General features: G+C 69.6%; 19 protein-coding genes. 6 read left to right on the top strand and 13 right to left on the bottom strand.

Translation table 11 applies throughout. From position 1 onward, the window contains the following. Positions 1 to 190: 190 nt before the first annotated feature. Positions 191 to 1,735 carry an IMP dehydrogenase gene (guaB, locus tag ACFV2O_RS13700; protein WP_355076308.1) on the bottom strand — a complete coding sequence of 515 codons (1,545 nt, stop codon included), beginning with the start codon at positions 1,733 to 1,735 and terminating at the stop codon, positions 191 to 193. 223 nt (positions 1,736 to 1,958) lie between these two features. On the opposite strand from guaB, the gene ACFV2O_RS13695 reads away from it, so the two are divergent. After that, positions 1,959 to 2,372, top strand: coding sequence for a DUF5319 domain-containing protein (locus tag ACFV2O_RS13695; RefSeq protein ID WP_039795739.1), 414 nt, complete (start codon positions 1,959 to 1,961; stop codon positions 2,370 to 2,372). A 238-nt stretch (positions 2,373 to 2,610) separates the two neighbouring features. Here ACFV2O_RS13695 and ACFV2O_RS13690 read toward each other — a convergent pair whose 3' ends face one another. From ACFV2O_RS13690 to ACFV2O_RS13680, 3 genes are all read right to left on the bottom strand, one after another. Continuing rightward, positions 2,611 to 3,789: an anti-sigma-D factor RsdA gene (locus ACFV2O_RS13690; protein WP_355076306.1), complete on the bottom strand. Its 1,179-nt coding sequence runs from the start codon at positions 3,787 to 3,789 to the stop codon at positions 2,611 to 2,613. Next, complete coding sequence (locus ACFV2O_RS13685; protein WP_039795737.1) at positions 3,782 to 4,360, bottom strand: sigma-70 family RNA polymerase sigma factor; 579 nt, start codon at positions 4,358 to 4,360, stop codon at positions 3,782 to 3,784. The genes ACFV2O_RS13690 and ACFV2O_RS13685 overlap by 8 nt, the downstream gene beginning before the upstream one ends. Before the next feature lie 134 nt (positions 4,361 to 4,494). Next, positions 4,495 to 5,367: a hypothetical protein gene (locus ACFV2O_RS13680; protein WP_379252037.1), complete on the bottom strand. Its 873-nt coding sequence runs from the start codon at positions 5,365 to 5,367 to the stop codon at positions 4,495 to 4,497. A gap of 627 nt (positions 5,368 to 5,994) precedes the next feature. On the opposite strand from ACFV2O_RS13680, the gene ACFV2O_RS13675 reads away from it, so the two are divergent. The 3 genes from ACFV2O_RS13675 (at position 5,995) to ACFV2O_RS13665 (ending at position 7,546) form a co-directional block, all read left to right on the top strand. Beyond that, positions 5,995 to 6,288 carry a WhiB family transcriptional regulator gene (locus ACFV2O_RS13675; RefSeq protein WP_355076302.1) on the top strand — a complete coding sequence of 98 codons (294 nt, stop codon included), beginning with the start codon at positions 5,995 to 5,997 and terminating at the stop codon, positions 6,286 to 6,288. A gap of 429 nt (positions 6,289 to 6,717) precedes the next feature. Next, entirely contained in the window at positions 6,718 to 7,293 is a 576-nt protein-coding gene (locus tag ACFV2O_RS13670; protein WP_355076300.1) for a sigma-70 family RNA polymerase sigma factor, read from the top strand. A gap of 1 nt (position 7,294) precedes the next feature. Beyond that, positions 7,295 to 7,546, top strand: a complete 252-nt coding sequence (locus tag ACFV2O_RS13665) for a hypothetical protein (RefSeq protein ID WP_355076299.1) — start codon at positions 7,295 to 7,297, stop codon at positions 7,544 to 7,546. A 210-nt stretch (positions 7,547 to 7,756) separates the two neighbouring features. On the opposite strand, the gene groL is transcribed toward ACFV2O_RS13665, so the two are convergent. Further along, complete coding sequence (groL, locus tag ACFV2O_RS13660; protein ID WP_356964710.1) at positions 7,757 to 9,367, bottom strand: chaperonin GroEL; 1,611 nt, start codon at positions 9,365 to 9,367, stop codon at positions 7,757 to 7,759. Between the two features lie 174 nt (positions 9,368 to 9,541). Continuing rightward, positions 9,542 to 9,844, bottom strand: a complete 303-nt coding sequence (gene groES, locus ACFV2O_RS13655; protein ID WP_028479292.1) for a co-chaperone GroES — start codon at positions 9,842 to 9,844, stop codon at positions 9,542 to 9,544. 586 nt (positions 9,845 to 10,430) lie between these two features. On the opposite strand from groES, the gene ACFV2O_RS13650 reads away from it, so the two are divergent. Continuing rightward, complete coding sequence (locus tag ACFV2O_RS13650; RefSeq protein WP_379252036.1) at positions 10,431 to 11,966, top strand: Hsp70 family protein; 1,536 nt, start codon at positions 10,431 to 10,433, stop codon at positions 11,964 to 11,966. A gap of 88 nt (positions 11,967 to 12,054) precedes the next feature. On the opposite strand, the gene tsaD is transcribed toward ACFV2O_RS13650, so the two are convergent. From tsaD to ACFV2O_RS13615, 7 genes are all read right to left on the bottom strand, one after another. Then, entirely contained in the window at positions 12,055 to 13,098 is a 1,044-nt protein-coding gene (tsaD, locus tag ACFV2O_RS13645) for a tRNA (adenosine(37)-N6)-threonylcarbamoyltransferase complex transferase subunit TsaD (RefSeq protein WP_379252035.1), read from the bottom strand. Beyond that, the gene (rimI, locus tag ACFV2O_RS13640; RefSeq protein ID WP_355076292.1) at positions 13,095 to 13,598 is read right to left on the bottom strand and encodes a ribosomal protein S18-alanine N-acetyltransferase; all 504 of its coding nucleotides are present in this window, start codon (positions 13,596 to 13,598) and stop codon (positions 13,095 to 13,097) included. Before rimI ends, tsaD begins: the two co-directional genes overlap by 4 nt. 5 nt (positions 13,599 to 13,603) lie before the next feature. After that, complete coding sequence (gene tsaB / locus ACFV2O_RS13635) at positions 13,604 to 14,320, bottom strand: tRNA (adenosine(37)-N6)-threonylcarbamoyltransferase complex dimerization subunit type 1 TsaB (RefSeq protein ID WP_356964715.1); 717 nt, start codon at positions 14,318 to 14,320, stop codon at positions 13,604 to 13,606. Between the two features lie 55 nt (positions 14,321 to 14,375). Then, positions 14,376 to 14,828, bottom strand: a complete 453-nt coding sequence (tsaE, locus tag ACFV2O_RS13630; protein WP_355076288.1) for a tRNA (adenosine(37)-N6)-threonylcarbamoyltransferase complex ATPase subunit type 1 TsaE — start codon at positions 14,826 to 14,828, stop codon at positions 14,376 to 14,378. Beyond that, positions 14,821 to 15,909 carry an alpha/beta fold hydrolase gene (locus ACFV2O_RS13625; protein ID WP_379252034.1) on the bottom strand — a complete coding sequence of 363 codons (1,089 nt, stop codon included), beginning with the start codon at positions 15,907 to 15,909 and terminating at the stop codon, positions 14,821 to 14,823. Before ACFV2O_RS13625 ends, tsaE begins: the two co-directional genes overlap by 8 nt. Next, positions 15,906 to 17,126, bottom strand: coding sequence for an alanine racemase (gene alr, locus ACFV2O_RS13620; protein WP_379252033.1), 1,221 nt, complete (start codon positions 17,124 to 17,126; stop codon positions 15,906 to 15,908). The genes ACFV2O_RS13625 and alr overlap by 4 nt, the downstream gene beginning before the upstream one ends. A 243-nt stretch (positions 17,127 to 17,369) precedes the next feature. Next, positions 17,370 to 18,815: an NAD(P)H-hydrate dehydratase gene (locus ACFV2O_RS13615; RefSeq protein WP_379252032.1), complete on the bottom strand. Its 1,446-nt coding sequence runs from the start codon at positions 18,813 to 18,815 to the stop codon at positions 17,370 to 17,372. 42 nt (positions 18,816 to 18,857) lie between these two features. Between ACFV2O_RS13615 and ACFV2O_RS13610 the strand changes: the two genes are divergently transcribed. Further along, the gene (locus tag ACFV2O_RS13610) at positions 18,858 to 19,283 is read left to right on the top strand and encodes a cupredoxin family copper-binding protein (protein WP_355076281.1); all 426 of its coding nucleotides are present in this window, start codon (positions 18,858 to 18,860) and stop codon (positions 19,281 to 19,283) included. Positions 19,284 to 19,335: the final 52 nt, after the last annotated feature.

Here is a 19,335-nt window from a genome sequence, read left to right as displayed (position 1 = left end):
TGGCATCGACCGCTGGAACGCGAGCCGGGCCGCGAACGGGCGCTCGTAAGACTCGCGCCTCCAGTGGTTACTTGTGGGGGCAGGTGGGCAGCACAAAACCGCCAACTCGCCGCAGGTCGCTCACCGCCACAGCCGGTGGGCAAGCTCCATCATGCACGGACCGGTTGGTCCTGTACATGAACCTAGTGGGCTAACCCCGTCCGGTGTAGTTAGGGGCCTCGACGGTCATGGTGATGTCGTGCGGGTGGCTCTCCTTGAGACCCGCCGCGGTGATCTGCACGAACTGGGCTTCCTGCAGATGCGCGATCGACTGCGAGCCGGTGTAGCCCATGGCCGCGCGCAGACCGCCGACCAACTGGTGGATCACCTGGTTGACCGGGCCGCGGAACGGCACTCTGCCCTCGATGCCCTCGGGGACCAGCTTGTCCTCGGCGAGCACGTCGTCCTGGAAATAACGGTCCTTGGAGAACGACTTCGCCTGGCCGCGGCCCTGCATGGCGCCCAGCGAGCCCATACCGCGATAGCTCTTGAACTGCTTACCGCCGACCAGGATCAGCTCGCCCGGCGACTCGGCCGTGCCCGCGAGCAGCGACCCGAGCATCACCGTGGACGCGCCCGCCGCGATGGCCTTGGCGATGTCGCCGGAGAACTGGATGCCGCCGTCGGCGATCACCGGGACACCTGCCGGCTTGCACACGGCGACCGCCTCCAGGATCGCGGTGATCTGCGGCGCGCCGACACCGGCGACCACGCGGGTGGTGCAGATCGAACCGGGGCCGACGCCCACCTTGACCGCGTCCGCGCCCGCCTCGACGAGCGCGGCCGCGCCCTGGCGGGTGGCCACGTTGCCGCCGACCACCTGGATCCGGTCGCCGACCTCGGCCTTGACCTTGGTCACCATCTGCAGCACCTGCACCTGGTGACCGTGCGCGGTGTCCACCACGAGCACGTCGACGCCCGCGTCGGCCAGTGTCATGGCCCGCGACCAGGCGTCCTCGCCGACACCGACCGCGGCGCCGACCAGCAGGCGGCCGTCGCGGTCCTTGGTGGCGTTGGGGTACTGGTCGGTCTTGACGAAGTCCTTGACGGTGATCAGGCCGCGCAGACGCCCGTTGCCGTCGACGATCGGCAGCTTCTCCACCTTGTGCCTGCGCAGCAGTCCGAGCGCGGCTTCCGCGGTGACGCCCTCCTGCGCGGTGATCAAGGGGGCTTTGGTCATGACGTCGGCGACGCGGCGGTTCTGATCCACCTCGAAACGCATGTCGCGATTGGTGATGATGCCCACAAGCGCACCGGTCTCGTCCACCACGGGAAGACCCGAGATGCGGAACCTGGCGCACATCGCGTCGACCTCGGCGAGGGTGTCGGTCGGACGACAGGTCACCGGGTCGGTGACCATACCGGCCTCGGACCGCTTGACCGTCTCCACCTGGGCGGCCTGGTCGGCCGTCGAGAGGTTGCGGTGCAACACGCCCATGCCGCCCGCGCGCGCCATCGCGATGGCCATCCGCGCCTCGGTGACCGTGTCCATGGCCGAGCTGACCAACGGCGTGCGCAGGCGGATCTCCCTGGTCAGCACGCTGGAGGTTTCCACAGAACTGGGGATGAGATCCGAGGCGGCAGGCAGCAGCAGCACATCGTCGAACGTGAGGCCGAGCATGGCGATCTTGTTCGGATCGTCGCCACCCGTAGGAGGGCGGACTGCGATTCGTTCGCCCGATACGGGATTACTCATTCGGATCGACCCCTCCTGGACGTCGATAGCGACCGGCGCCGGTGTCACCGGCGCCGTGACGGCTGATGGGATGGACGTGGTTCGGCGGCGGTGCGATCGGGACCCGCCGTAGCCTTGCTCCATCGTATCTGTCCGGTGAACTCGCCGACGAAGTGAGCCCACCACCGAAACTGGCAGGCCGCATAGCTGGCGCAGACCACCCTGTTCTGCGTACCGTGGGGATGTGCGTGACCATCTACCACCTGGCTTGCCGCCGGATCCGTTCGCCGGAGACCCCTCCGACCCGTCCGCCGCGCTCGATGCCATCGAGCCCGGCGAACCGCTGGATCCCCACGAGCGCCTTGCGGTCGAGGAGGATCTCGCCGACCTCGCGGTGTACGAGGCACTGCTGGCCCACCGCGGCATCCGCGGACTCGTGGTCAGCTGCGAAGACTGTAGGCAGGACCACTACCACGACTGGGACATGTTGCGCGCCAACTTGCTTCAGTTGCTGGTCGACGGCACGGTCCGCCCGCACGAGCCCGCCTACGACCCGACGCCGGAAGCGTACGTCACCTGGGACTACTGCCGGGGCTACGCGGACGCGTCGATGAACGAGGCCTTCCACGGCGACGGGTTCGACGGATTCGACGGCTGATTCGGGCTCGATCGAACCGCACGCGGGCCTTTCGAGGCTCGCGTACCCCGCCTTTGCCGCTGTGATTTTCGACGCACACGATCACTTCGGCAGACGCACCGCGAGGTTCCGTCGCGGGCGGACACGCCCAAGAGTTACCGCCCTATGGTCAGCCGCTGGCTAGACCGACTTCTCCCGGAAAGACAAAAAGCCGACCGCCTGGCTGGCGATCGGTTCTTGCCTGGACCGTTTTCTTCTGTCAGCGGCCGGGCGGCACGAACGAGCCCGGGTTGGGGATGCCGGGGACGCTGAACGTCGGCGGCGGCTGATTGTTGCTGTTGTGGGTATTGGTGTTGCCCGGCGCCGGAGCTGTCGGCGGCTGCTGCTGCGGCGCCGTCGGATTACCGGTGTCTCCCGTAGGTCCGCCCGCAGGCGGCTTGACCTCGGTGACCGGCGGCTCCTGCGGAGCCGTCGGTTCCACGGTGGCCGGCGGCTGGGTGGTCACGGGCGGCGGTGTCGTCACCGGCGGCACCGTGGTCGGCGCGCCACCGCCGTTCGTCGTTCCGCCGCTGTTCGACGTTCCACCACCATTGGGCGCGGTGGCGTCGGCCGAGGGCGAGGGCTTGTTCGTCGGCTGACCGGGCTGCTGCACGATCGTCGAGGTCCCGCTACCTGGCGTCGGGCTGGGCTTCGTGGTCGCGTTGCCCGGGGTGGCACGCGGGTCGGTGGTCTTGGGCACCGTCGCACCCAGCTGATCGGCCAACTCCGGATTGACCTCGCGCAGCTTCGCGAGCAACTGTTCCCACTCGGTCATCAGCTCGGCGCGCTTGTCCGGATCGCTGACCTGCGCGGCATTCTCCTTGGCCCGCTCCAGGCGCACCTTGGCCTGCGTCGGGTTCTGAGTGACCAGCGTGGAAGCCTCGTTCAGATCGTCGCCCGCCCGCTGGACCACGGTCGTCTGGGCCTGTTCGCTGAACACGACCTCTTTGACCCGCCACAGCGGATCGCCCGGCTCGGCGTTGTACGAGAACGCCGTCATGCCGCCGATGACCAGGGCCAGCGCGGCCGCGGTGCCCATGATCGGACGTAGTAGCCGCAGTCGCCCGCCGCCGCCGTGCGCCCCGATGCGAACCTGCCGCGCGCCGATCTCCTGGTTGACCGCGGCCACGATCGCGTCCAGGTCCGGCTCGGCCGGCATCGGAGGCGCGATCAACTCCGCTCGCCAGTCCGCGAGCAACGTCGCGAGCTGATACTCCTCGGCGCTGTCGGTGTGCACCGGACCATCGCTGGCGATGGCATCGATCAGAGCATCGTCGCGGCGTACCGCGGCGATGTCGACCGGGCCGGTGTCACCGGACGCCTCGGCGTAGGGACCGCTGTTCCGCGATCCAAGCCGCGCCTTCCAGTCACCCCGACCGCGCTCGCCATCCCTAGCCATACATTTCACCTGCCCTCGCCACTTGTGACTTGAGTTTCGCGAGTGCCCTGTGTTGGGCGACCCGTACCGCGCCCGCCGTACTGCCCACGGCGACCGCGGTTTCTTCCGCTGACAAACCCATGACCAAGCGCAGGATCAAGATCTCTCGATGCTTCTCGGGAAGCGTCGCGAGCAGACGGTTCATCTGTCTGCTCGTCTCGGACTCGAGAGCTCGTTGTTCCGGTCCCTGGTCGGTGGATATGACATCTGGTACTTCGGCCATCGCCTCCGCCTTGTTACGGGCGGCGTTGCGATGCGCGTCGGCGACCTTGTGCGAAGCGATTCCGTAAACAAAGGCCATGAAGGGCCTGCCCTGGTCTTGATACCTGGGCAAGGCTGTCATCACGGCCAGGCAAACCTCCTGCGCAACGTCGTCCGCGGAGAGCTGCCCACGCTCCGCGGCTCCGATCCGCGCGCGGCAGTAGCGCACCACCAGCGGGCGGATCATCTCCAGTACCTGAGCTAAAGCGGATCTGTCGCCCTGCGCAGCGGCAGCGACGGCGAGGTCCAACTCTTCGCCCGTGTGCGTCATCGTCAGAGATATTCCCGGCGTTACAAAGTGGCATGGTCAGGTGACGACCAATGCTTCCACCGAAGGGGCGGAACGGATCTAACAATAGCGACCCGTTGGCCGGAACTGGTCAACACGGTGGACTCCGTGATCACCTACCACCCCGCCATGGGGCGCAACACGCCGCCGGAGCGGGCGATGGCCGCGGCACATTCGGCCGCCTCCGCCGCCGCGTCCCGCGCGCCCGATCCGGCGCGGAGCATGGCACAGGCCCAGCGCAACGGCAGCAGGCCGTGCTCGCGGCACTGCTCGGCGACATCCTCGGCCGAGACGCCCGATCTTCCCCGCGCGTCGAGCGCCACGTCGGCGGCGGCGACCAGCAAGCGTGACTTGACCCGGTGGCGCACCGACGGGGATCGCTCGGCCAGCTCCAGCGCGGCCGCCGCGCGCGCCGCCGCCACCTCGAAATCGCCTGCCGCCAGCGCCGTTTCCGCGGACACCCAGCGCAAGCGGATCGCTGGACGCCAACCGGCCCGATGCTGCTGTGCCGCCGACGCGCTGCGCCGCAGCAAGCGGTCGGCCAGCGCGAGGCGCCCGGTTCCGAGCGCGTCGGCGGCGAGTCCGGTGAGCGCGTCGCAGATCGCGTCGGCGCGGCTGGGACGGTAGCCGCCGAACTCCTCGGCGCTGTCCGGCTCCGCTCCGGCGCCGGCGGTGAGGATCAACGCGGCCGACCGCCCGTCGAACGCCGCGGCGCGTTCGTGCCAGCCGAGCTGGCGAAGAAAAGAACCCTCGGTACTTCCCGCCAGTGAGAGGAGGACGGGGTCGTTGCTGTGGTTGCATACCCTTCGCAATTCGGCGCGCGCCGCCGCATAACGGCCCTGGCCGCCGAGAACCACCGCGCGATACCACCGGCCGAGTGCGTCCGACGCGGACGGAAGGTCGGCGGCGGCGCGACCCGGAGCGGCGCCGAAGGCGGCCTCGGCGAGGACCGCGAGGTGAGGATCTCCGAGCGGAGCGGGCGCGAACACGGGCGCACTCTATCCCGTGCGGCACCCCGGCTCCGGCGAGGAAAGGTGAGCGACGGCCGACCGGCGACACTCGGGATTTCCGACGCCGAGCGGATGTTGCCATTAGGTAAATCTCGTCCTGGCTATCGCCGAGCGGCCACGCCGGGAATTCATGCGTGTTTCGCGTAATTAACCTGCCCGCCCCGTTGCCGCCATCTTCGGATCCACACCCCACGAACCCCCTCGGCCGCGGCAGTGACCGACATCATCGGCACGAGATCGGCGTCGCGTCGGCGCTACGACCATGAAATCGCCCCTACCAGCGGAAATTGGATCAGTTGCGGCACATGCGGCAGCCACGGGCCTCCGGCCAACCGAACAGTATCGCCGGAACCAGCACGAAAAGTAAACAGTTCGGAGGTTAAATTTGGCAGCGCGAGATTTGGAAAAGTGCTGCGCCGAACTATTGACGGAATTTCGCGGCTGGACCTAACGTAGCTCATCGCCACGGACGGCGCCGCGCGAAATTGCAGCGACCACGAAGGGCGAGCCCCCCGGGTACCCCCGCCGACACGGCGTCGTGGCCCACAACTGTTGCAGAACAACTGCTCGACAACGCTGACGAGCTCGCACCACGAGGAGTTCACCATGCCCATGCCGACCCACCTCCCGGGACCCAACGCCGATGTCTGGGATTGGCAGATGCGAGGATCGTGCCGCGGGCAGGATTCCGCGGTGTTCTTCCATCCCGATGGTGAGCGCGGCCGGGCCCGCACGGCCCGCGAGATGCGCGCCAAGGAGATCTGCCGGACCTGCCCGGTGCTCATGCAGTGCCGCGCGCACGCGCTGAAAGTCAGCGAGCCCTACGGCATCTGGGGCGGCATGTCGGAGACCGAGCGCGAGATGCACGCGCGGCGCAGCCGCCGCCGCATGGCCGTCTGAATCAATCCCCTCCCATCCGCACGCCGCCGGGCGTCGAATTCCTAGCAAACAACGGGCCACTGCAACATGCTTCGGCCGAGCCGCTCACATGACACGGTGACCGGTTCCGCGCCGAAGGTCGGCGCGTGGGTTCCGATCGTCACCATCGATCGGCCGGCCGCCGAGCGAGGCCGGAGGTCGTGCACCCGGCGTTCCGGCACGGTGCGACGGTTCGGCGTGTCACGGCGTGTCGCTCCCGAGATGTCCGGCGTATCGGCGCTTTCCGCAACGCGGCGCCGGTCCACGACGAGCCTTGTGGCCACCCCACCCGAAGGGAGGTCATAGCGGCGCGCTACGGTAGTGACCGATGACACAGAATGGAGCGTTGTGACAACGCGGCCGTCGGCCGCAGAGGGCGACTCGTTCCGAAGAGCAGCCTTCCCACCCACGGTGGATTCTGCGGTTACGGCACGCGCAGCCGAAAGTATCGAGCTCGCCGCGCTTTTGCATCGATGCGGTCGAGCCGACCAGGAAGCATTCGCCGAGTTGTACGACCGGACGTGTGCGCGCGTCTTCGGTCTGGTTTTGCGCGTTCTGCACGATCCGGGCTACGCGGAGGAGACCACGCAAGAGGTCTATCTGCAGGTCTGGCGCATGGCATCGAGTTTCGATCCGGCGAAAGGTTCCGCGGTCACCTGGTTGATGACGCTCGCCCACCGGCGCGCCGTGGACCGGGTCCGCGCCGAGCAAGCCCACACCCAGCGCGAGGTCGCGTACGGGATCCGGGTGCTCGGCAACGAATTCGACGAGGTCACCGAAGAGGTCGAGCGCAGGCTCGAACAACAGGCCGTCCTGGCCGGTCTGGCCACACTCACCGAAACCCAGCGGGAAGCCATCTCGCTCGCCTACTACGGCGGACGCACCTATGCGGAGGTAGCCACCTACCTCGACGTAGGGTTACCTACGGTTAAGTCCCGGATTCGGGACGGATTGACACGACTGAAGAAAAGTTTGGGGGTGACGTGAGATGAACGAACGCCGTATCGATCTCGCGCACACCGTCGCGCTCGGATCGATCGACGACGAAGACCATCAGGAAGTGCAGGAGCTGTTCGACAGCGAGGACCCCGTGCTACGCGCGGAGTTCATCCAGGAAGTCAGAGACACGAAAGAAGCGCTCGCCGTTCTCGCCACAGCCACGGCGGCCACTCCGCCGCCGTCGCTGCGTGCTCGCCTACTCGCGGCCATCGCCGCCGAGCAGCCACCGGTCGCCAGCTGAATCCGGCGTCCCGCCAGGCATTCCCGCCCCGCGCGTAACCGACCCCAGCGGTCCTGAGCTTCCCGCGGCCTCCCTCCGATCCCGCGGCAGACAGCGTGTCGCGCTTCGGAACTCTCTCGGTCCAACCGGTAGTCGAGGCCGCGTACGGCAAGGCCCCCGAACCACGCGGTTCGGGGGCCTTGTCCGTGCGTTGTCCCGAGAAAACCGGGCTCAGTGCGCGTGGCCGTGGTGGCCGTGGTCGTTCTGCTCCTCGGCGGGCTTGTCCACCACGGCGCTCTCGGTGGTGAGCACCATGCGCGCGACCGACGCCGCGTTGACGACGGCCGAACGGGTCACCTTCACGGGGTCGACGACGCCGTCGGTGAGCAGGTCGCCGTAGGTGAGCGTGGCGGCGTTGAAGCCGTCCTTGCCCTCGGCGACCTTGCTGACCACCACGGCGCCGTCCAGGCCCGCGTTGGTGGCGATCCAGTACAGCGGCGCACGCAGCGCGGTGCGGACCACCTCGACGCCGACGGCCTCGTCGCCGGACAGCGAATCGCGCAGCTCGACGAGCTTGCTGCTCGCCTGCACCAGCGCGGTGCCGCCACCGGGCACGATGCCCTCTTCCACGGCGGCCTTGGCGGCGCTCACCGCGTCTTCGACGCGGTACTTGCGCTCCTTGAGCGCGGTCTCGGTGGCCGCGCCGACCTTGATCACCGCGACGCCGCCTGCCAGCTTGGCCAGCCGCTCCTCCAGCTTCTCGCGATCCCAGTCGGAATCGGTGGCCTCGATCTCGCGGCGCAGCTGCGCGACGCGCGCCTCCACGTCCGCAGCGGAACCGGCGCCATCGATGATCGTGGTGTCGTCCTTGGTGACGACGACGCGGCGCACCTTGCCGAGCACGTCGAGGCCTGCCTCGCGCAGGGTGATGCCCAGATCGGGGTTCACCACGGTGCCGCCGGTGACCACGGCCAAGTCGTCGAGGAACGCCTTGCGGCGGTCGCCGAAGAACGGCGCCTTGACCGCGACGGCCTTGATCGTCTTGCGGATGGCGTTGACCACCAGGGTCGACAGCGCCTCGCCTTCGACGTCCTCGGCGATGATCAGGACGGGCTTGCCGCTTTCGGCGATCTTCTCCAGCAGCGGCAGGAAGTCCGGCAGCGAGCTGATCTTCTCGCGGTGCAGCAGGACGAACACGTCCTCCAGGATGGCCTGCTGGCTGTCGGGGTCGGTGACGAAGTAGGGCGACAGGTAGCCCTTGTCGAACTGCACGCCCTCGGTGACGACGAGTTCGGTCTGCAGCGTCGAGGACTCCTCGACGGTGACGACGCCGTCCTTGCCGACGGTGGTCAGCGCCTTGCCGACCATCTCGCCGATCTCCTCGTCCCGCGAGGACACGGTCGCGACCTGCGCGATGGCCTGCTCGCCGGAGACCGGGGTGGCCAGCGCGAGCAGCGCCTCGGAGACCGCGTCGGCGGCCTTGGCGATGCCGGAGCCGACCACGATCGGGTTCGCCCCGGCCGCAACGTTCTTCAGCCCGGCGCGGACCAGCGCCTGGGCCAGCACGGTGGCGGTGGTGGTGCCGTCGCCCGCCACGTCGTTGGTCTTGGTGGCGACGCTCTTGACCAGCTGCGCGCCGAGGTTCTCGAACGGGTCTTCCAGCTCGATGTCGCGCGCGATGGTGACGCCGTCGTTGGTGACGGTCGGGCCGCCGAAGGACTTCGCGAGTACGACGTGCCGTCCGCGCGGGCCTAGGGTGACCTTCACGGCGTCGGCGAGCTTGTCGACGCCGCGTTCCAGAGCCCGGCGAGCCTTCTCGTCGAACTCGATCTGCTTTGCCATGGGGATTCGCTCCTGTAGTGGATTGCGGCGCTCCCGGGTCCCGTCGTCACGCAGGCTGCCGCCTCAGGGCCCGTCGCTCGCACCGCGTGTTTCAGTGCCGTGGTGTCGGCGCCGAACGCACTCCGCCCCGGGTCACGAAAGACACCGGGGCGGAACGCATGCGTGCCTGATCGGCTACTTGGTGACGACGGCCAGCACGTCGCGCGCCGACAGGATGAGGTACTCCTCGCCCTGGTACTTGATCTCGGTGCCGCCGTACTTGCTGTAGATGACGGTGTCACCCTCCTGGACATCCAGCGGGATGCGCTTCTCGCCCTCGTCGTCCCACCGGCCGGGACCGACGGCGACAACGGTGCCCTCCTGCGGCTTCTCCTTCGCCGTGTCAGGGATGACCAGGCCGGAGGCCGTCGTCGTCTCGGCCTCGTTGGCCTGGACGAGGATCTTGTCCTCGAGCGGCTTGATGTTCACGCTCGCCACGTTGAGCCCTCCACTTTCAGGGGATTCGGTCGTCCGGAACTCGTCGCTCCGAACTCGTCGGTTGGTCACGATGCTGACCCTGCGCATAGCCCCGTCGTCGCGGGTGCCGGGACCCCTGCCCAGTGGTCAAGCTGCTGGCACAAGCACTACACACAGTGCCGACTAGCACTCTATACATGAGAGTGCCAGCGCTCAAGGCTGGGCGGTGCCAACTTTGCGCGGCGCGCCCGGCGACACTGCGAGCTTGGCTATAAGTTCGGGAAAACAGTAACGTTCGGATAACGGATTGTGACACTATTGACGACGGTTGCGGTCCGGCCGCCGGTTCGTCGCTCCTCCGAGCGGCGGCCAGGCGGCACAGAGGTACCACAGCGTCGCCGAACCCGCAGCGCCGCAGCACGATCGTTGCACCACCAGCTTCACCAGAGAGCAAGACACACGTGATCCATGGCCGGTCCCCGCGACCCACCCGGACGAGGGGCCGGTTCGTTTCCCGGTCCGGGTCGCGCGTCATCCATACGGCGGTCCGGCAGTCCATTCGAGATGGTCGGCGACACCATGACCATCCGCTCGAAGGGAGGTGAACATGCGAACATCCCTCGGCATCTCGGCCGGGGCAGAGGTCGTGTGCTCGGCGTTGGTCTCCACCGCGCCGAACGGCACGCAGAGCTTCGATTACCGCGTCGTGTCCGCCGACGCGGCTCATTCCGATCTCGGTGACCTGGTGTCGTCCTCGATCGAGCTGATGACGACCCAGCTGCCGACCACGCAGCCGCCACGCGAGATCATCCGCCCGGTCGGCGGCCGTTTCGCGGGCGGGCCACGCGACTTCGAGCCGGCGACGGGTCACCCGCCCACCAGCGTCGCGGTCGCCTACCGCACCAAGGAGCAGGCCCAGATCATCCGCTCGGCCACCGGAAAACAGCGCGACCTGCGGCTGATCCCGGAGGGCACCGCCGCGCTGACCTACCTGCGGCACACCGGCCTGCTGGACCGCTACGACACGGTCGCCATCGTCGATCTCGGCGCGTCCGGGCTCGGCGTCACCGTCGCCGACCGCGCCGACGGCTCCCTGCTCCGTTCCGATCGCACCGCGACCGTCAGCGGCAAGGCGATCGACGATCTCATCTACCACCATCTGGTGGACCTGCACTTCGCCCGGCGCGGTACCCGCCCCAACCGCGGCATGCTCACCAACCGGGGCCGCGCGGCGAAGGAGCACCTGTCCATCGCGCCCGCGGTCACCATCGACCACGTCGCCGGTCGTCCGCTGAAGCTGACCAGGGCCGACTTCGAAGAGTTGATCGCCGACCTGCTGCGCGACCTGGCGCGGTTCGTCACGATGTCGTTCGCCCGGGCGCCCAGGCAGCCGCAGGCGGTCACGGTCATCGGCGGCGGCGCCAACATCCCCGCGGTGCTCGATACGCTCACCGCCGCCCTGGACATCCCCGTGTTCACCGTGCCGGATCCCGAGGCGGTGACCGCCAAAGGCGCGGCGCTGGTCGCCGATTCGATGCAGCCGTCGGTGTTCCCGGTCGCCGGGCTCGGCGGCGACGCGCCCGCGGGGACGGTGACCAAGGTGTTCGGCACGCTCGCCGGTGCGATCGTGGTCGTCGGACTGATCGTCGGCTACGGGGTCAAGACGTTCGCGCCGACCTCGGATGACGAGGTCTCTCCCGCGGGGACCACGAGCAGCGCGTCGCAACTGCCCAACCCGACGTCCGTGCCGCCCGCGACCACGGCTGCCGCCACGCCGCACAACCGCACGCCGGACAACACCGGCATCGCACCGACGACCACGGAACGCGGACCGCAGAGCACGACCGGCGGGCCGTCGTCCACGCAGGTGATCACACCCACGCAGCCCACGCTGCGCCCGGATCCGAACCTTCCGCCGATTCCGTTCCCCGAACTGCTCGGCCCCCTGTTCGGGAATCCGAATGCGGCACCGAACGGTTCGCCCGAATCGCCATCGAGCCGGACGTGGTACCCGGCGGCGCCGACCGCTCCGGCACCCGGCACGAGCCCGACGCCCACCCAGGCGCCCGCGCGGTCGAGCCTGCCACTCCTCCGGGGGAATTCGGGGTCGGCGTCGCATCCCGGACTGCTCGCACCGAACTGATCCGGCCGCACGACGGCCCTTCGCGGCGATCTCACCGGAAAGAAACCCGGTGCGGCCGCCGCCGCTTCGTGCGCTGAATCCGAGCCGGTCAGCGAACCATACTGACCGACACCGGCAGACCCGGATCGGTGGCGACCGTCAGCGGCGAAGCAGCCGCGCCACCAGCGATGACATGCGCGCCGAGCGCGGCGATCATCACCCCGTTGTCCGTGCACAGCCGAGGCTTGGGCACCCGCAAGGTCAAACCGGCTGCGGCGCAGCGTTCCTCGGCCATCGAGCGGATCCGCGAGTTGGCGGTCGCGCCGCCGCCGAGCACCAGTGTGCCGACGCCGACATCCTGGGCCGCGCGAACCGCCTTCATCGTGAGCACATCCGCGACCGACTCCTGGAAAGACGCCGCGATATCGGGGATGGGCAGATCCTCCGCGGCGACGCCGTCGCGCTGGGCCGCCTCCACGTAACGGGCGACCGCGGTCTTGAGACCCGAGAAGGAGAAGTCGTAGCGCGGGTCGCGCGGCCCGGTCATGCCGCGGGGGAAGGCGATGGCGCGCGGATCACCGGCCGTCGCGGCGGCATCCAGCGCCGGACCGCCGGGAAAGCCCAACCCGAGCAGCCGCGCCACCTTGTCGAACGCCTCGCCCGCCGCGTCGTCGACGGTGCTGCCCAGCTCGACGATCGGCTCGGCCAGATCCGTGACGTGCAGCAGATGCGTGTGCCCGCCCGACACCAGCAGCGCGACGCACGGTGGCATCGGCCCGTGCTCCAGAGTGTCCACCGCGACGTGCCCGCCGAGATGGTTGAGCGCGTAGAAGGGCACATCCCACGCCGCCGCATACGCTTTCGCCGCGGCGACACCGACCAGCAGCGCACCGGCCAAGCCCGGGCCGATGGTCACCGCCAACGCGTCCGGTTTCGCGATGCCCGCGGCCGACAGCGCGCGGCGCATCGCGGGCACGATCGCCTCGAGATGCGCGCGCGAGGCGATCTCGGGGACGACGCCGCCGAAGCGCGCGTGCTGGTCGACGCTGGAAGCGACCTCGTCGGCGAGCAGTACGCAGGTGCCGTCGGGGTTCCTGCGGACGATGCCGACTCCGGTTTCGTCGCAGGAGCTTTCGATGCCCATGACGATCACGACAACACCTCGTCCCGTGTGCGCCAGCGCTCCCCGCTGGTCAGCGCGGGGCGACGCATCGTGTACGCGTCCGCGCCACTGGGGTGGTAGTAGTTCTTGCGCAACCCGATGATGTGGAACCCGTGCTTGGCGTACAGCGCGATCGCCGGCGCGTTGTCGGTGCGGACCTCCAGGAACACCGGTCCACCGCGCCGGTCCGCCTCGGCGAGCAGCGCCTCCAGCAGGAGCGTGCCGACACCTGTGCGGTGGCAGCCGGGGTCGACGCCGATGGTGTGGACCTCGGCCTCGGGGTGTTCGGCATCACCCAGCAGGGCGATACCCGCGTAGCCGACCATTCGCCCGTCGTCGTCGCGCGCGGTGATGTAGCGGTTGTGCCGCCCGGCCAGCTCGGACTGGAACGCCACGGCGGCCCACGGGTCGTCCTCCGGAAAAAGCAATTGCTCCAGTTCGACGCAGCGCGTGATGTCGGCGGCCACCATCGGCGCGATTCGGAAAGTCACCGGCTTCACGCCCCCGTCCGGTCGAGTCGGCGGTAGGCGTTCTCGACCGCGTCCGGCCTGCGCAAGTACAGCGGAACCAGCGGCTCCGGCACGCTGCGGGACAGCACCTCGGCGGCGACGACGCGGACCAACCCGGCGGGCGAGGGCGTCTCGGCGGGGAGCACGGGCAGATCGAAGAAGTCGACGTGCGAAGCGGATCCGGCGATCGCCGTGGCCTCCCCCGCGTCCAAGTCCGAGGGCTTGCACACCTCGGGTCCGGCCACGCGGGCACCCTCCCGGTACCGCGCCCAATACACCTCGCGCCGCCGGGCATCGGTCACCACGAGCAGTTCGGCTTCGGGCGGGAGCTCCACGGGGGGCGGCACCGCTGGGTCGACGGCGGCGTCGGCTGCGATCGCGTCGAGGCTGCACGCGCCGTACACCGGGATCCCGAGCGCGTCGCCGAACGCGGCCGCGGTGGCCATGCCGACGCGCAGGCCGGTGAACGGACCCGGACCGACACCGACCACGATCGCGTCGATCTCGGTCCTGGAACGACCTGCCTCGGTGAGGCATTCGAGGATCTGCGGAGTGAGTACCTCGGCATGGGCGCGGGGGTCGACCCGCACCCGGGATGCGACGGTGCGTACCCGGACCGGATTCGCCGCGTCGGCGCCCTGCTCCAAGTCCACCAGTCCCGCTGTGACGGCGGGTGTCGCGGTGTCGACGGCTAGTACAAGCATGATTGGGCCAACGATACCGGGTGGTAGGTGAGGCCGATGCAGAGCTACCCGGTAGCTAATTCACCCATTCCCAGCTGGCGGTGCGCACATCCGAGTCCGGCGCCCGCGACAGCACCACACGCAGATGCCGATCCGCGAGGTGCTCCACCACGCCGCGGCCCCACTCCACCACGACGACCGCCTGATGCAGATCGGTGTCCAGGTCCAGCGCGTCCAGCTCGTCCAGGTCGCCGCCGAGCCGGTAGGCGTCCACGTGCACCATGGGCACCGACGGGCCGCCTGCGCGCTGCCCCGCGCGGTGCTGGCGGGCGATGATGAACGTCGGCGAGCTGACCCGCCCCTGCACGCCAAGACCTTCGGCGATACCGCGGGTCAGTGCGGTCTTGCCCGCGCCGAGCGGACCGTCCAGCACCACGAGATCCCCGGCACGCAGATCGGTGGCCAGTTCCCGGCCCAGCGCCTCGGTGTCGGCGACGGTGGGCAGCACTCGATGCCCTGGATCAGCCACGGGCCACCTCCGAGGCCTCCCCCTGCGCCGGGTCGACCACGCCCGCACGCACCAGCAAGCGATCCAGCGCGGCGTTGACTATGTCCGGGTATTGCAGATGCGGCATGTGCGCCGCGCCTTCCAACCGGATGAGTTCGCTGCACGGCAGAGCGGCGGCGAGCGCACGCGAATTCCGGAACGGGATCACCAGATCGTGCCCGCCGCCGAGTACCAGGGTCGGTGTGCCCGCCAGCGCGGGCAACGCCGCCGACTCGTCGTGCAGCTCGATGGCCTGCAGGAACTTCACTACGGTCTCCACCGGCGTCTGGTCGATCATCAGCGTCATGAAGCGCGACAGCGTCGGGCTCACCGGTCCGTGGAACGAGCTGACGTGCAGGATCGGCGTGATCACCCGCCGAGCGGTGACGCGGCCCGCCTGCACCAGCGCGGGCGCGGTGTACACGGCCACCCGGAACCCGTCGATCGCGGGATTGCGCAACAGTTGCCCGATTCCCGCCGCGGTGACCTCGGCGGCCGCGGTCGACAGCAGTGCGATCCCGATCACTCTGGCCGCGAACAATTCCGGGAATCGCGCGGCCGCGGCCAGGATCGCCATCCCGCCCAGCGAATGCCCGACCAGCACCACCGGCCCGGCCGGAGCGGTGGCGTTCAGCACGGCGGCGAGGTCGCTCCCGAGCTGGGCGACGGTACAACTCGCGGCGCTCGGCACGCCGGAACGGCCGTGCCCGCGCAGATCGAACAGCACCATGCGAAGTCCTGCGCCGTAGCGCTTTTCCAGGTCACGACGCTGAAAGTGGAAGGAAGCCATGCTGTTGCAGAAGCCGTGCACGAAGATCACCGTCACCGGTGCGTCGTCGGGGCCGCAGATCCGCGTGGCCAACGGCACGCCGTCGTCGGCGAGCACCGTCCCCGCGCGGTCGGCATCGATCAGCGCGAAATTCTCGTCGCGGTAGTCGTCGCCCCGCGCGGGCCACAACACCCGCGCACCGGCGCGACGCAAGGCGTGCGCGCCTGCCAGCGCACCGACGAAACCAGCCGTGGCCAGCCCGCCGCGCAGCGGGGTCACCCGGAAGCGGCTCATCGAACGCCACCGACATAGCGCCGGGTGACCCGGCCGCGCGGTGAGCACACCACTTCGTAGTGGATGGTGTCGAGCAGGTCCGCCCACTCCTGGGCGTGCGGTCGCGCACCGAAGAGAATCGCGGTGTCGCCTTCCCGAACGCCCGCCGCGTTGTCACCGAGGTCGACGACGAACTGGTCCATGCACACCCGCCCCACGTTCCTGCGCGGCGCCCCGCCGAGCCAGACATCGAAACGTCCGCTCAGGGGGCGGAAAACGCCGTCGGCGTAACCGGCGGGGATCAGCGCGACGGTGGTGTCGCGCGGCGCGATCCACTGGTGCCCATAGGAAACGCCTTCGCCCGCGGCCACTCGTTTGACCAGGGCGACCTCTGCCTGGAACGTCATCGCGGGCCGCAGGCCGAAATCGTCGTCCGGTATCGGGGACAGGCCGTACATGGCGATGCCCGGCCGGACCAAGTCGAAGGCCAGGTCAGGGCGGGTCAGGGTAGCGGCGGAGTTGGCGATGTGCACCAGCTCCGGTTCCAGGCCGTGCTCCTTGGCCGTGGCGATGGCCTCCAGGAACCGGGCGCGTTGCGCGTCGTTGTTGGGATGCTCGGGTTCGTCGGCGTGCGCGAGGTGGGAGAAGATCGCGCGAAACCGCACCACACCCTCGTCGACCAGAGCGCGCAGCGCCGTCAGGACTTCCGGGTACGCGTCCGGCGACACGCCGTTGCGGTTCAGGCCGGTGTCCACCTTCAGGGTGACCGTCGCCGGACGGCCCAGCTCGCGCGCCGCGGCCTCGACCGCTCGCAGATGAGCCGCCGAAGAGATCCCGATCTCGACGTCGGCGGCCACCGCAGGCGCGAAGTCGGTGTCCGTGCTGTGCAACCAGCACAGGATGGGCGCGGTGATCCCGGCCGCACGCAACTGCACGGCCTCGCCCACCGTCGTGACACCCAGTTCCGCCGCGCCCGCCGCCAGAGCGGCCCGGCCCACCTCGACCGCGCCGTGGTTGTAGCCGTCGGCCTTCACCACCGCCATCACCGCGGCGCCGCCCGCGTGCTCCCGTAGGATCCGCACGTTGTGGGCGATGGCGTCCAGGTCGATGACCGTTTCCACTTGCGCTGTGCCGCCTCTCCGCGTATCCGGGCCGTCCCAGTCGGACGCGCAGGATTCACGTTCAGGTCCTGCGTTTGATGCCGCCTGGATTTCGGGCGTGCCCGACGAGTTACCCATATGCTCTCGAGATCAGTCGTTGCGTTGATTCCGGTCGAGTCTATTGGCGCGCTCGATTCTGGTTCCAATCGGTTTCCGTGGCGCTCGGGCCGGTGTGTCGAGCGCCACGACCAGCATCGATACGTCGACGCCATCGGCACCCGGCACTCGGCGCCTCAGCTTTGCGCCCGCCGGAACCCGTCGGTCCGGCTGAATGCGGCCATCGGCTCGTACCGGTTCCATCACCGTGGCGGGCGGAAACAGTCAGAAGGGGTGTGCCAGGCCACGGAGGACGCCGATGGCGGGGCGGACGTGAGCTGCCAGCACGCTCGCCGAGATCGGAGTTCCCGCCGGGGCGGCGTCATGTGCGGCGAGGTTCGCGGACAACGCGTGCGCGCGCGCGGCCGCCGCCGCCGACCATGCGGGTTCCCGCCCCGCCGCGAGCAGCGCCCCGATGATGCCGGAGAGCACGTCGCCCGCGCCCGCGGTCGCCGCCCAGGAACCGCCCGCCTCGTTGACCAGCACGGGACCGCCCGGGGCGGTGACGAGCGTGGCGCGACCCTTCAGCAGCACCGTCACCTGCCAGGAAGCGGCGAAGTCGCGGACCGCTGCCACCCGGTCGGGACCGACCTCGTGGCCGGTGAGGCGGGCGAACTCGCCCGCGTGCGGAGTCAGAACGGTCGGGGCCGCACGACCGCGCACCAAGTCCGGCTCCGCGGCCAGCATGGTCAGGCCGTCCGCGTCGATCACCACCGGGAGGTCGGTGGCCAGGATCTCGCGCAGGCGTTCCCTGGCGGCGGAGTCGGTGCCCGCGCCGGGACCGAAGACCCAGGCCTGTACGCGACCGGTCGCGGCGACCTCCTCCGCGGCGATCACTTCGGGGAAGTGGTTCAGCACCTCGGCCGCCGCGGTCCCGGCATACCGCACCATGCCCGATGTCGCCGCGACGGCGGCGCCCGCGCACAGCACCGCGGCGCCCGGATACGTGGCGCTACCCGCGCATACGCCCGTCACACCCTGCGTGTACTTGTCGTCGGCCGGGCCGGGGACCGGCCACGCGGCCCCGATCGCCGCGGGCTCCAGCGCGAGGAGGCCCGGCTCCGGGAGACGTAAACCGATGGGCACCAATTCGATTCGCCCGCACTGCGGCGCGGCGAGCGCGTGCACCGGCTTGTACGCGCCGAACGCGACCGTGACGTCCGCGCGAACCGCCGGGCCTTCGATCGCGCCGGTGCCCGGGTCGACGCCGCTGGGCAGGTCTGCCGCGATGACCGGAGCCTCCAGCGCCGCAACGATTTCGGCGGCACGCGGCCGCAACGCACCGCGACCGGAGATGCCGACGATGCCGTCGATCACCAGATCCGGGCGGCCCACGTCGTCGGCGACTCGACCGCCCGCTCCGCGCAGCGCCGCGAGTCCTCCGGCGTGCGCCCGCTCCGGGCTGAGCAACACCGCGGTGACCGCGACACCGCGGCGGCGCAGCCGCGCTCCGGCCCAGAGCGCGTCGCCGCCGTTGTCCCCGGAACCGACCAGCAGGGTCACCGCCCGCCCCGCGATACCGCCGGTACGCTCCCTGAGTTCGCCCGCCACCACCGTGGCCAGGCCGTGCGCCGCCCGGCGCATGGGCACGCCGTCCGGCACCCGGGTGAACAGCTCGGCCTCCGCCGCGCGCACTTCGTCCACCGTGAAATAGCCCCGCTGCGTGGACATCGCCGCTCCCTCCGTCGGTGTGGCCTACTACGCTTGGCCATCATGCCAAGCGTCCGCCGCATCGGGATCGTCCGCGTCGTCACGGGAGTCGCCTTGGCCTGCGCGCTCCTACTGTCCGGTTGCGGCGGCGACGAATCCGGTTCGGCCGCCACCACGACGAGGAAACCGGCTCGGCCGACCACCACCGCACAGCAGACCGGTGACCGCAAGCCCGCCGCAGCCACCGTCGTGGCGCATGACATGAAATTCTCCCCCGCCGAGGTCACCGTGGCGGTCGGCGACACGGTCACCTGGAAATTCGACGACAAGGTCCCGCACACGGTGCAGGGCATCGGCGACAAGGCCATGGGCATCAACAGCCCGATCTTCGACAAAGGCGAGTGGAGCTACACCTTCACCGCGCCGGGCACCTACCGCTATCTCTGCTCGCTGCACCCGGAGATGCGCGGCTCGGTCACCGTGCAGTAAACCGCAGGGTACGGACCCTTCGGGCCTAGCGGGGGCATTCCACCGGCGAAGC

Origin of the sequence: Nocardia sp. NPDC059691 (assembly GCF_042733915.1) — a bacterium.
Classification (GTDB): Bacteria; Actinomycetota; Actinomycetes; order Mycobacteriales; family Mycobacteriaceae; genus Nocardia; species Nocardia sichangensis.
This window is presented reverse-complemented; position numbering and strand designations above follow the sequence as displayed.